At 66.7% G+C, this 12,450-nt stretch carries 12 protein-coding genes; 5 read left to right on the top strand and 7 right to left on the bottom strand.

Features of this window, described 5'->3' with window-relative positions:
- The first annotated feature begins 19 nt into the window (after window positions 1-19).
- Window positions 20-1,165 carry an AI-2E family transporter gene (locus BN3385_RS13135; RefSeq protein ID WP_059021901.1) on the top strand — a complete coding sequence of 382 codons (1,146 nt, stop codon included), beginning with the start codon at window positions 20-22 and terminating at the stop codon, window positions 1,163-1,165.
- Window positions 1,166-1,267: 102 nt separating this feature from the next.
- Window positions 1,268-2,119 (top strand): hypothetical protein, encoded by an 852-nt coding sequence (locus BN3385_RS13130; protein WP_156432741.1) that lies wholly within the window; start codon window positions 1,268-1,270, stop codon window positions 2,117-2,119.
- Here BN3385_RS13130 and BN3385_RS13125 read toward each other — a convergent pair.
- From BN3385_RS13125 to BN3385_RS13110, 4 genes are all read right to left on the bottom strand, one after another.
- On the bottom strand, window positions 2,116-3,018 hold the full coding sequence (locus tag BN3385_RS13125) for a MetQ/NlpA family ABC transporter substrate-binding protein (RefSeq protein ID WP_059017179.1): 903 nt from the start codon (window positions 3,016-3,018) through the stop codon (window positions 2,116-2,118). The two genes, BN3385_RS13130 and BN3385_RS13125, sit on opposite strands and share 4 nt — an antisense overlap.
- Window positions 3,015-3,734: a methionine ABC transporter permease gene (locus BN3385_RS13120; protein WP_059017178.1), complete on the bottom strand. Its 720-nt coding sequence runs from the start codon at window positions 3,732-3,734 to the stop codon at window positions 3,015-3,017. The genes BN3385_RS13125 and BN3385_RS13120 overlap by 4 nt, the downstream gene beginning before the upstream one ends.
- Entirely contained in the window at window positions 3,731-4,723 is a 993-nt protein-coding gene (locus tag BN3385_RS13115) for a methionine ABC transporter ATP-binding protein (RefSeq protein WP_059017177.1), read from the bottom strand. Before BN3385_RS13115 ends, BN3385_RS13120 begins: the two co-directional genes overlap by 4 nt.
- 181 nt (window positions 4,724-4,904) lie before the next feature.
- Window positions 4,905-6,305 (bottom strand): 13E12 repeat family protein, encoded by a 1,401-nt coding sequence (locus tag BN3385_RS13110; protein ID WP_059017176.1) that lies wholly within the window; start codon window positions 6,303-6,305, stop codon window positions 4,905-4,907.
- A gap of 148 nt (window positions 6,306-6,453) precedes the next feature.
- Here BN3385_RS13110 and BN3385_RS13105 point away from each other — a divergent pair, with 148 nt between their 5' ends.
- Window positions 6,454-8,094: a diguanylate cyclase domain-containing protein gene (locus BN3385_RS13105; protein ID WP_059017175.1), complete on the top strand. Its 1,641-nt coding sequence runs from the start codon at window positions 6,454-6,456 to the stop codon at window positions 8,092-8,094.
- A 1-nt stretch (window position 8,095) separates the two neighbouring features.
- Here BN3385_RS13105 and BN3385_RS13100 read toward each other — a convergent pair whose 3' ends face one another.
- Genes BN3385_RS13100 through BN3385_RS13090 form a run of 3 tightly spaced genes read right to left on the bottom strand, consistent with a single transcriptional unit; the run spans window position 8,096 to window position 9,897 of the window.
- Window positions 8,096-8,431 (bottom strand): hypothetical protein, encoded by a 336-nt coding sequence (locus BN3385_RS13100; protein ID WP_059017174.1) that lies wholly within the window; start codon window positions 8,429-8,431, stop codon window positions 8,096-8,098.
- Window positions 8,431-9,228 carry a dienelactone hydrolase family protein gene (locus BN3385_RS13095; RefSeq protein WP_059017173.1) on the bottom strand — a complete coding sequence of 266 codons (798 nt, stop codon included), beginning with the start codon at window positions 9,226-9,228 and terminating at the stop codon, window positions 8,431-8,433. The genes BN3385_RS13100 and BN3385_RS13095 overlap by 1 nt, the downstream gene beginning before the upstream one ends.
- A gap of 12 nt (window positions 9,229-9,240) precedes the next feature.
- A complete protein-coding gene (locus BN3385_RS13090; RefSeq protein WP_059017172.1) occupies window positions 9,241-9,897 on the bottom strand; it encodes a DUF4245 domain-containing protein in 657 nt (218 codons plus the stop codon).
- A gap of 55 nt (window positions 9,898-9,952) precedes the next feature.
- On the opposite strand from BN3385_RS13090, the gene glpX reads away from it, so the two are divergent.
- Window positions 9,953-10,984: a class II fructose-bisphosphatase gene (gene glpX, locus BN3385_RS13085; protein WP_059017171.1), complete on the top strand. Its 1,032-nt coding sequence runs from the start codon at window positions 9,953-9,955 to the stop codon at window positions 10,982-10,984.
- A 12-nt stretch (window positions 10,985-10,996) separates the two neighbouring features.
- Window positions 10,997-12,409 carry a class II fumarate hydratase gene (locus tag BN3385_RS13080; protein ID WP_059017170.1) on the top strand — a complete coding sequence of 471 codons (1,413 nt, stop codon included), beginning with the start codon at window positions 10,997-10,999 and terminating at the stop codon, window positions 12,407-12,409.
- Window positions 12,410-12,450: the final 41 nt, after the last annotated feature.

Genomic DNA, 12,450 nt, shown 5'->3' with positions numbered 1-12,450 from the left:
CGGGCTAGTGTTCACCTCGGTGAACACTGAATTCACGCTGACCCAGAAGCGCGCGCTGGCGGTCGTCACCGTGGTCGCGCTGCTGTTCGGTGCGTACTTTCTGCGGCACTACTTCATCCTGGTGGTCATCGCCGCGATCGTGGCCTACCTCTTCACGCCGCTGTACAACCGGTGCCGCAGGCGTTTCAGCACCGGGTTGTCGGCGACGCTGACCGTGCTGGCCGCACTGGCCACCGTGATCATCCCGGTGGGTGCGCTGATAACGCTTGCGGTGTTGCAGGTTTCGCACATGGTGGTGCATGTCGCCGAATGGGTCGAGACCGCAGATCTGTCCACCCTGGGCGACCGCGCCATCGAGTTCGTCAACAACCTGCTAGCCAAGCTGCCGTTCGGGCACTTCTCGGTCAGCGCGGAGTCGCTGCGCGACACCATGATCAGGGTCTCCCAGAACGTCGGCCAGTGGTTGCTGCATTCGCTCAGCGGCGCGGCCGGCGGGGTGATCGGGATGGTCACCTCGGCCATCATCTTTCTGTACGTGCTCATTTCGCTGCTGACCAATCAGCAGGAGCTGATCACCCTGATCCGCCGGCTCAACCCGCTCGGCGAAGAGGCCACCGACCTGTATCTGGCGAAGATGGGCGCGATGGTGAAGGGAACCGTCAAAGGCCAATTCATCATTGCCTCGGTGCAGGGTGTGCTGGGGGCGGCGTCGATCTACATCGGCGGCTTCCACAACGGGTTCTTCATCTTCGCGATCTTCCTGACCGCCCTGTCGGTGATCCCGCTGGGCAGCGGAATCGTGACCATTCCCTTCGGTATCGGGATGATGCTGTTCGGCAACGTCGTCGGCGGCCTGTTCGTGGTGCTGTTCCACGTGCTGGCCATCACCAACATCGACAACTTCCTGCGGCCCATCCTGGTCCCCCGAGAGGCCCGCCTGGACCCGGCGCTGATGCTGCTGGCGGTGTTCTCGGGGATCGCGATGTTCGGATTCTGGGGCATCGTGCTGGGCCCGGTGCTGATGATCATCATCGTCACCACCATCTCGGTGTATCTGGCGGTGTTCAAAGGCGTGGAAATGACGGTGCACGAGCCGGACGACAAGCGCCGAAGCCTGTTTGGACGCTTCAAAAACCGCCAAAACGTCGGGACAAAAGTCCCTTAGTTTCTTTCGCCTTTTCCTAGACAAACAGCGTCGGTGCGAGGATCGTACGAACTGTCATGAGTTCAGGCGCGGGGGCGCCTGACGGGGAGATCGGGGGGATCCATGACGGCTTATTCGCGTCCGATGATGCTGTCCGCGGCATCGTTGGCCACTGCCGTGACGCTGGCGATGACGACACCGACCGTCACCCAGAGTCAGCATGAGTTTGTCAGCGCAGCACCTCTGACGAGCAGCGTTGCGCTGCTTGCCGATTCGGAGTCGCAGGCCGACAGTGCCAGCCGCGAGATCGAATACGGTGACTGGGAGGGACTGTTCGCCGGGTTCGGTGAAATCCTCGGCGGCCTGACCCAATTGGGCACCAATTACCTGGACAACAATCAGGCCGGTGTGCTCGCGTTCACCTCGAAGCTGCCGGTGTTGCGGATCGGCCCGGTGTTGATCGGTAACGCCAAGCTGGCCACCGCCTACTACTTCGGCTACAACGGCTCACCTACCGGTGGTGCCGGTGTCCAGGCCTACGTGATCGACCAGATCCAACAGGGCCTGTCGCTGAACAACCTCATCAAGGGCTTCGTGCTGACGGTGACGAGCCAGATCCCGAAGTTCTACATCGGGCCCGTGCAGGTCGGCGGAGGTCTGCTGGCCGATGCCTGGTTCAACGGCTACGGCGGGGAGACCGGGGCCACCGGCGTCGTCAACTACGTCAAGGCCCAGCTCGGCCTGCCGGCGGCGGCCAAGTCGGCTGCAGTCGAGCAGCCGTCGGTGGCGGCGAGCGTGCGCGCGACGACCAAGCCCACGGGCGCCTCAGCCCGCGCCGCCCAGGCGGCTCCGGCGCCGCGCGGCGCCCGGGCGGCGGCGGCCTCGGCGTCGTCCTCAGCACACAAGGCTGCGGCCGCGTCTGCTCCTGCCAAGGCCGCCACCACGCACGGCGGGTCGAAGCGTCCTGCAGCCTAGAGCGGCAACAGGATGCCCTTGACGCTCGGGTCGGTGGCCAGGAACTGCTGAACCGCCGGGTCCTTGAACGTCTCGACGAGCTTCTTGATGTTGTCGGTGTCGGCCCACTTGCTGCCGATGGTGAGCTGTCCGGCGAACTCGTCGGGAGCCGGCGGGGCGAAGATCTGCTTGTCGAGCGGGATCTTGGCGGCCAGGTAGTACTCGGTGTAGCCGACCGCCGCGTCCAGGTCGGGCAGTGAGCGGGACTGGGCGGCGAAGTCGAGCAGGGTGAACTGCAGGTTCTTCGGGTTCTCGACGATGTCCTTGCGAGTGGCGGTCCACTTGTCGACGGTCGGGTTGAGCTTGATCAGGCCGGCCCGCTCCAGCAGCCACAGGCCCTGGGCCTCGTTGGCAGGATCGGAGTACAGCGAGACGTTGGCACCGTCAGGCAGCTGTGAGACGTCGGTGTACTTGTCCGACCAGATGCCGAAGCCCCACCGGAACACCGGGGTGGCGGCCTCCTCGCGGAAGTCCGGGTTGGCTTCCAGCACCTGACCGAGCCACAGCCTGTGCTGGTAAATGGTGCCGGCGACCTCACCGTCGCTGACCGCGCGGTTGATGGTGTTGCTGTCGGACAGGCCGCGGAACGCCACCTTGATGCCGTGCTTCGGGGCGACCTCGCGGCTGATGTACTCGATGAGCGCCTGCTCGGCCGCGTTGCCCTCATTGGTGGCCACCACCAGGGTGGCACCCGGAATCTCGTTGGCGGACTTGGTGTCTCCGAAGAACAGCAGCCGCCCCGCGACGATGGCCACCACCGCCACCACCAGACCGGCGGCGATCCACACCCAGCGGCGGCGTTTCTTGATCTCGAATCCGTGATTGTCGGGGCTCTCGACCTCGACTCCGGTGGTGGTCATGCGGTGATGGTTCCTTTCAGGCGGGTACGTGCGTGCGGGGTGGTGAAGCGGACGAGGACGTCGCCGATGAACTGAACGGCGGCCACGGTCGCGACGAGGATGATGATGGTGGCGAGCATGACGCCCTGATCGAATCGCTGATAGCCGTAGGTCACTGCGACGTAACCGATTCCGCCCGCACCGATGGTGCCGGCGATCGCGGAGTATTCGATCATCGCGATGATGTTGATGGTGAGTCCGCCGAGGATCGACGGGATGGCCTCGTCAAGCTGCGCGGTGCGGATGATCTGCAGGTTCGACGCCCCGGACGCCCTGGCCACCTTGACCACCGAGGGCGGCACCGAGCGCAGTGCGTTCTCGACGATGCGGGTGAAGAAAGCGATACCGGCCAACGACATTGGGACCACTGCGGCGGCGATACCGATATTGGTTCCGGTGATGAAACGCGTGAACGGCATGATCGCGGCCATCAGGATCAGGAACGGCAGAGACCGGCCGATGCTGATGATCCAGCTCAGAATCGTATGCAGCGTCGGGTTTTCGAACAGGCCGCCGGGTGCGAGGTTGTGGATGAGCGCACCGAGTGGCACGCCCACCAGCACCACGATCGTCATGACGATGCCGACCATGATCAGCGTGTCGAGCAGGGCCGGGATCAGCAGGCCGGGAAGCTCGCTGACCGGCACTTTGGCGTTGGCGAGCAGGGTTTCGGTCACGCCGCACCCCGCAGGCACTGCTCGCCGGTGGCCAGGCCGTAGCGGGCGAGGACATCGGCGGCACGGCCCGAATATTCGGCCGGGATACCGAGGGTGGCTGAGCCGACGGTGACGCCGTGCACTTCCTGGACGAAAGCGCCAAGGACGGCGATCGGTGCGCCGAGTTCCTCGGAGGCGCGGGCAATCCAGTCGGCGGGCACGTCGGATTCGTAGACCACCTGCCAGACCTGTTGGTCGGAGCCGGCGCCGGTGGCCTGCCCCTGAGGCCGCAGTGCGGCACCGAGTTCGGAGTCGGGATCGGTCAAAAGGTCGACCAGACGGCCGGATTCGACGATGGTGCCGTGATCCAGACGGGCCACCGAGTCGGCGATCTCGAGCACGGTGTCCATCTCGTGGGTGATGAACACGATGGACAGGTCGAGGTCGTCACGCAGCTCACGCAGGAGTTGGACGACGGAGCCGGTGGTGGTGGGGTCGAGCCCGGCGGTGGCCTCGTCGGACAGCAGCACCGAGGGCCGCAGAGCCAGTGCGCGGGCGATGCCGACACGCTGCTTCTGACCTCCGGAGAGCTGGAAGGGGTAGTGGTTCGCGCGCGCCGACAGCCCAACCCGGTCGAGCAGTTCGGCGACCCGCTTACGGGACTCCTCGGCGGTGACTCCGAGGTATTCCAATGGGAGAGCGACATTTTCGGCTGCGGTCCGACGCTCCAGCAGACCGGCGGACTGGAAGATGGTACCGATCCGCCGGCGCGCGACCCGCAGCTTGCTCGACGACAGCGTGGTCAGGTCCTCACCGTTGACCACGACGGAACCCGAAGTCGGCGGGGTCAGCAGGTTGATACATTCGGCGAGCGTGCTCTTACCCGCCCCACTGGGGCCGACGACGGCGAGGATCTCCCCCGCCGCTACCTGGAAGCTGATCCCGTCCAGCACGACAGCCCGATGAGAGCCGTGGCCGTAAACCTTGGTCAGCTCAGTAAGTTCGATCATAGGGAGGCAACAGTGCCAAACGGCCGACACTTCGTATCACCCTTACGCTCACGCTGAGTGGATTGCGCGACAGGGTTTTTCGTCGCCAGAGCTAGAAGGGCGGCGGATCAGCGTCCGTGTCGGGCGGTCGTGAGGCGTAGATCACAGCGTCTCGGCCGTGTTGTTCGGTGTGGTTGGCCGGTCATGGCGGATCTGTGTCGTCTGCGCCGTCTCCTCGTTTGAGGATCTGGTGGGGGTTGAAGTAGTAGTTGCGGGGTGGTCGGCGGCGGGTGGATCGGCGGCTGGGCCGCCATTCGATACCTCTGTTGCCGAGCGTGACCGTGTATCCGCCCTTTTCGAGGATGCGGTTGTCGGGTCCGGACATCAGTGACAGTTCGTCGATATCCGTGCACCCGTTGTGTGGAGCGGCCCATTTGATGTTGTGGTTGACCTCGCAGTGGTCGAACGGGGTGGTCGATCCCGGCCGCGTGCTGCCGCCGTCACGGGCGAAGAGCATCAGACGCTGGGCCGCGGTGGCCAGCCGCTTGGACCGGCCTTCGTTGAGCTGCAACGACTTTGCTCCGTGGAAGATGGCCAGATAGTGATGCGCCTGCTTGTCGTCGAGCAGTGCGATGACATCGGAGATGGGCATCATCGACCCGCTGGAGGTCAACGCGTGGCCGGTGCGGGCTTCGAGGTCAGCCAACTCGGCGCGGATGATGAGTTTGACCGGTAGCCCGCGGTGGGTGCCGAGCACGTCAGCGGCCAGCAACGCGGTGAGCAGGGCTTGCATGCCGTCGTGGTTGCGCTGAGCGGGGCTGCGGGTGTCGGCCTTGATCTGGTCTTCGGTGGGTTCTGAACCCACGACGGTGGGATCCTCGGGCATGCAGTGCCCCGGGGCCGCCTCTTTCTTCAACGCCGCCTCCCAGGTGGCCCGCATCGCCGGGGTCAGCCAGCCCGTGATGCGGCTCATCCCGTCGGGGCCTTGCTTGCCCAGGACAATGCCGCGTTTCTTGGCACGCTCGACGTCGGTGAACTGACCATCTTGGTTCCAGCAGTACAGCTGTTTAGTGACCAGAGTGCGGAGTTCTTCCGGGGTGAACGCGGCGGCCAGCTCGGCGAGGTTGGCCTCAGCCTCGGCGACCTCCTTCGGGTCGACACCGTGCGGAATCCGGGCGGCGAAGTCAGCCATCACCGCGGCGTGGGCTTCGGTGATCCGCCCGTGCGCCTGGGCGGCGGCGGTGGCCGGCAGGTGGGGTCCCAGGGGTTGGCCCGTCACAGAGGCCCGTGGTCCGAGTGCTTTGGCGTGCTCGACCCGACGGCGCGCCTCGGCCGAGGACAGCAGCAGCTGGTCGCGCAACCACACCGCCCAGGTCGGTGCATCGCCGAGCTCGGCAGGCGTGGTCTGGGACTGCAGCGCCGCCAACAGCCGGTGCTCGACAGCGGGCAGCACGTTGCGCACCAGCTGCAGGGCCTGCAGGGCCGGCACAATCTCACGCGCAGGCAGAGCCGCCACATCACATGCCGACAGCCGGGCCAACGCCTCCACCAGGTCGCCAAACACACCCGGCGCACCCGCATCGACAGCGCACCCCTGGGTCATGATTCGAACATACATTCGACCACCGACAAGTTTCAGCCCTCCTCGGGCGACGCGAATCCACACCGCGAGCGACCTCGCCGGATACCGCGCGCTCACGCACGAGTCGTTGCTAACTTCGCACTGCTGACAATCCCTCAAGGAGTGGTGGATGAACAGGGCCGTTGCGGTCACGGACGCCCGGCTGAAGTGGTGGGCGCCCACCGCGGTGGCCGCGGTGCTGGTGGTCGTGCTGCTCGACCTGTCGGGCTGGGTCGGCCGCATCGAGGACCTCAAGTCGTGGACTCCGCTCTGGCTGGGCGGGCTCGCGACGGCCGTGGCACTACAGATCGGCCAGCACGCCCCGTGGCGGGTGTGGGCCGGACGTGCGCTGGCGCTCGGGGTGGGCACGCACGCAGGGGTGGTCCTGGTGCAGCACTTCAATGGCGAGCCGTTCGGCCCGAGCCCCCGCACCGCAGCATCGATCCTGTATCTCTCGGTGGCCGTCGCGCTGATGCGGGTTGAGCATCGCATGGCACGGGTGGTGTGGAGCATCTTCCTGCTGGGAGCGATGGCCGCACCCGTCGCCACCGTCATGGGGCACCTGTTCCGCGCCATCTCCCAGGTGCACATGACGGAGTCGACCGGTCAGGGCATCGCCACGGCCGTCGGTGTGCTGCTCCTGGTCGCCGCTACCGTGCTGTCGCGCCCGGACCGCAATCCGCTCGCCTGGCTGCTGGCCCGCCGCGACCGCTGGGCGCTGCTGCGGCTGATCGGGGTGCTCGCCGGCCTGCCGCTGGTGGTCAGCCTGGCCAGACTCCCGTTCCTGGCGCTGGGTCTGGGCAGCGAGGCGGCCTGGATCCTGGCGACGACGATCTCCACCAGCATTGTCGGTGTGGTGGCGTTCTACTTCAGCCAGCGCGAACAGAAACTTCTCATCGAACGCGCCAACTCCGAACGCCGCTACCGGATCCTGGCCGACAATGCCGTCGACGTGGTGTTCCATCTGCACGGCGGCCAGGTGACATGGGTGTCGCCGTCGGTGGAGCCAGCGTTCGGCAACCCGCCCGCCGACTGGATCGGCTCGGACTTCAGTGCGCGTATCGACCCTGAGGACCTGCCTGCCGTCACCGCCGCGGTGACCGAGATGCGCCGCGGCACAATCGGTTCGGCACGGTTCCGGGTCCTCACCTCAGAGGGCGGATACCACTGGGTCGACGGCAACGCCAAGCCCTACATCGACGAAGATGGCAATACCGACGGCATGATCGCGGCGCTACGGATCGTCGACGACCAGGTGGAGTCCGAACGCCGCCTGGACCGGCTAGCTCGGTTCGACGTTCTCACAGGGCTGCCGAACCGCGCCGAATTCATCACCCGACTGGAATCGGAGCTGACCCAAACCCGCTCCCCCGGTTCGCAATTGGGCATCCTCTTCTGTGACGTCGACCATTTCAAGACCATCAACGACACGCTCGGCCACGCCGCCGGTGATGTGGTGCTCTCCACGCTGGCCGCACGGATCAGCGAGAGCGTCCGCAGCGGCGACACCGTCGGCCGGGTCGGCGGTGACGAGATGGTGGTCCTGTTGCCAGGCGTCCACAGCCTCGATGAGGCCGCCCAGATCGCCGAGAAGATCCGTTGCCGCGCAGCCGAACCCATCGAGCATGCCGGCCAGACGATCTACACCACGCTCAGTATCGGTGCGACCGTGTCGACTCCCGGCGAATCGGCGAACTCGGTGACCGCCCGCGCCGACGAGGCGATGTATCAGGCCAAGCAAGCTCGCCGCAACATGGTGGTCCGCATCTAGCTCAGATGTGGCCGGGCTCCATCGGCGACATTGGAGCCATCGGCGTCATCGGCATCATCGGGGTGACCGGCGCAATCGGTGCGGGCGGCTTCGGAACGTACGGGCTGTCCATACAGGCGGCGTCGGTGGGCATCTGCATGCACTGCGGATCCAGCGGCCCGGTCGGCGCCGACGGTACGTACGGGCTGCCCATGCATTGCGGGACATCCGGCATCGTGATGCACCGCGGATCCTCCGGACCGGCGGGGGTATCACTCGGGTCGGCCGACGCCACTGCCGGAGACACCAGCGCCGCACATACCGCAGCGACGGCAACGAAACCCGGCATCCGGGCCATCAGGTCAGGCGCTCCTTGAGAAACTCCACCACCCGCTTGCGGGCCTCATAAGCCTGCTGACCCTCCTGCTCGCGGACCTCCAGCGTCAGCACCGAATGCGCCATCCGTCCGAAGCCGCCGGCATTACCGGGCGACGAGTCCAGTTCGATGACCTCAAACGCATCACCGAGTCGGTCCTTGAGCGTCTGGAACCGCTCCCGCGGCGCCATTGGGTCACCGCTGAACCGCAGCCCGAGCGCGCACAGACCCTCCTCGGCGGCGCGCTTCTCGATCACCTTCAGCTCGCTCTCGGAGAGCCCGGGGTCGCGCTTCTGCTTGGCAGTCAACGCGATCGGCACCGACGGCTGGCTCAGCACCGGGGCGAGCACGCTGTCGTCCACCGCCGCCGCCAGTGCGAAACCACCCGAGAAGCACTGCCCGATCACCCCGACACCCTTGCTGCCGGTCTTCTCCTTGAGATCGCGCGCCAACGCCCGCAGGTAGTGCGACACCGGGCGCTCCGCATTGGTCGCGAAGGCCGCAAACTCCTTGGTGACACATCCACGGGCCAGGACCGGCACCATGCCCGGCCGCATCGAGGGTGCACCCGGAGTGCCGTACAGCGACGGAATCGCCACAGTGAAGCCGTTGTCCACCAAGTAGTTTCCGAGTGCCAGCACACCGGGGTGGACACCGGGCATCTCGGGGATGAGCACCACGCCGGGGCCTTGGCCCTTGGTGTAGACGTCATGGGTGAAGCCCGCAGCACTGAAGGGCGCGCACGCCCAGCCGGTCAGGTCTGCTTCGGGTCCGGGCATGGGCCTCTCCCTCTAGTTCTTGGGAACGATGGGCTGCTGGGTCTGCGTCGCCAGCGCAAGCGTACGGAAGTCCTCACTACTTCCGGCGCCGGTAATCGCAAGTTGGGCCGGACCACGCGAGCTCTCCAGCCGCGCCGTCCACACCGGCTCGGTGCCCTCCCCGCCGTCGTAGACCACCCACTTGACGCCGTCGACGTCCTGGATACCGGTGGGCACCATCGACCGGTGGATCGAGGACACCAGGGCGGCCTCGTCGGCGTTGCTCTGGGTCAGGCTGACGAACATCTTCGACGGGGCGATGTAGCCCACCTTCGAGGTGACGGCCCGGCCGGTCTGGCCGGTCTTCGGATCGGTGCGGCCCGCGTCGATGCCGGCGCGGGCGCCGGAGTTGGCCTGCCAGCCCTCCGGCAACTTGGGCAGCCGGATCGGAATCCCCAGCGTATCGGCGTCGGCCTGCAACGCCGCGGCGGCGTCATAGGTCGGCACCATGCCGTCCTCGGGCCCGTTCGGGCGGAACGAACACATACCCACCAGGCCGGCCAGAATGATGCAGGCGACCACCAGCGGGGCCAGCGACCAGAACATGTCGCGGCCGTCCTGAAGCAGGCGCGGCTTTGCTTCCTTCGGCGGCGGCGGAGCCGCAGCGCCGGCGACATCGGGTTCTGTCACGCCTGCCAGTATCCCAGGTCCCAACCGCTCACCCGCTTCTGGGACAATCTCAGCCATGCCTGAAGCCCGCCGCCGCGAAGCACCTGACCGCAACCTCGCCCTGGAGCTGGTCCGAGTCACCGAGGCGGGCGCCATGGCGGCCGGCCGGTGGGTCGGCAGGGGCGACAAGGAGGGCGGCGACGGAGCCGCCGTCGACGCGATGCGCGAGCTGTGCAACTCGGTCTCCATGCGCGGCATCGTGGTGATCGGCGAGGGCGAGAAGGACAACGCCCCGATGCTCTACAACGGCGAGGAAGTGGGTAACGGCGACGGCCCGGACTGCGACTTCGCCGTCGACCCGGTGGACGGCACCACGCTGATGAGCAAGGGCATGCCGAACGCCATCTCGGTGCTGGCGGTGGCCGAGCGCGGCGCGATGTTCGACCCGTCGGCGGTGTTCTACATGAACAAGATCGCCGCCGGTCCCGACGTCGCCGACTTCATCGACATCACCTCCCCCATCGCGGCCAACATCCAGCGCATCGCCAAGGTCCGGAAAGCCTCGGTCTCCGACATCACGGTCTGCATCCTGGACCGCCCCCGGCACACCAAGCTGATGGCCGAGGTGCGGGACGCCGGTGCCCGGATCCGGCTGATCTCCGACGGCGACGTCGCCGGTGCGATCTCGGCCTGCCGGCCGGACTCGGGCACCGACATGCTCGCCGGTATCGGCGGCACCCCCGAGGGCATCATCACCGCGGCCGCCATCCGCTGCATGGGCGGCGAGATCCAGGCCACCCTGGCGCCCAAGGACGACGAGGAACGCCAGAAGGCCATCGACCGCGGCCACGACCTGGACCGGGTGCTGACCACCAAGGATCTGGTGTCCGGCGAGAACGTCTTCTTCTGCGCCACCGGCGTCACCGACGGCGACCTGCTCAAGGGTGTCCGCTACTTCGGCGGCGGCTGTACCACCCAGTCGATCGTGATGCGGTCGAAGTCCGGCACGGTCCGGATGATCGACGCCTACCACCGGCTGTCCAAGCTCAATGAATACTCCGCGGTGGACTTCACCGGGGACACGTCCGCGGCCTACCCGCTTCCCTAAGAAAGGCGTTACATGACCGACAGTGTTGTCGAGGGCGAATACCGGATCGAGCACGACACCATGGGTGAGGTCCGGGTTCCGGCCAAGGCCCTGTGGCGGGCCCAGACCCAGCGGGCCGTCGAGAACTTCCCGATCTCGTTCCGCGGCCTGGATCGCAACCAGATCCGCGCCATGGCACTGCTCAAGGGCGCCTGCGCCCAGGTCAACAAGGACCTCGGGCTGCTGCCGGCGGAGAAGGCCGACGCCATCATCGCCGCCGCCGGTGAGATCGCCGAGGGTCTGCACGACGAGCACTTCCCGATCGACGTGTTCCAGACCGGGTCGGGCACCAGCTCCAACATGAACGCCAACGAGGTGATCGCCTCGATCTGCGCACTGAACGGGGTGACGGTACACCCCAACGACGACGTGAACATGTCGCAGTCGTCCAATGACACCTTCCCCACCTCCACCCACATCGCGGCCACCGAAGCCGCTGTGCGCCAGCTGATTCCGGCCCTCGAGGTGCTGCACGAGTCGCTGGCCAACAAGGCCCGGCAGTGGCGCACCGTCGTCAAGAGCGGCCGCACCCACCTGATGGACGCCGTCCCGGTGACGCTGGGCCAGGAGTTCGGCGGCTACGCCCGCCAGATCGAGGCCGGAATCGAACGGGTCAAGGCCACCCTGCCCCGTCTCGGTGAGCTGGCCATCGGCGGCACCGCCGTCGGCACCGGCCTCAATGCCCCCGAGGGATTCGGCCCCAAGGTGGTCGAGGTGCTGGTGGCGCAGACCGGTCTGGCCGAATTGCGCACCGCGAAGAACTCTTTCGAGGCTCAGGCCGCCCGCGACGGGCTGGTCGAGGCATCCGGCGCACTCAAGACGATCGCCGCCTCGCTGACCAAGATCGCCAACGACATCCGCTGGATGGGCTCGGGCCCGCTGACCGGCCTGGGCGAACTGGCGCTGCCCGACCTGCAGCCGGGTAGCTCGATCATGCCGGGCAAGGTCAACCCCGTCATCCCCGAGGCCGTGACCCAGGTGGCCGCCCAGGTCATCGGCAACGACGCCGCCATCACCGTCGGCGGACTGTCGGGTGCGTTCGAGCTGAACGTCTACATCCCGATGATGGCGCGCAACCTGCTCGAGTCCTTCACGCTGCTGGCCAACGTGTCGAAGTTGTTCGCCGACAAGTGCATTGACGGCCTGGTGGCCAACGAGGCGCACCTGCGCGAGCTGGCCGAGAGCTCCCCGTCGATCGTCACGCCGCTGAACTCGGCGATCGGTTACGAGGAGGCCGCCAAGGTGGCCAAGCAGGCGCTCAAGGAGAAGAAGACCATCCGGCAGACGGTGATCGACCGCGGCCTGATCGGCGACAAGCTGTCGGAGGCCGAGCTGGACCGCCGCCTCGACGTGCTGGCGATGGCCAAGGTCAAGGACGGCGACTAGCTAGACATCCCGAGCGTGCGTCCACTGCGAAGAACGTGCCG

Origin of the sequence: Mycobacterium sp. M26, assembly GCF_001494595.1 — a bacterium.
Lineage (GTDB): Bacteria > Actinomycetota > Actinomycetes > Mycobacteriales > Mycobacteriaceae > Mycobacterium.
This window is presented reverse-complemented; position numbering and strand designations above follow the sequence as displayed.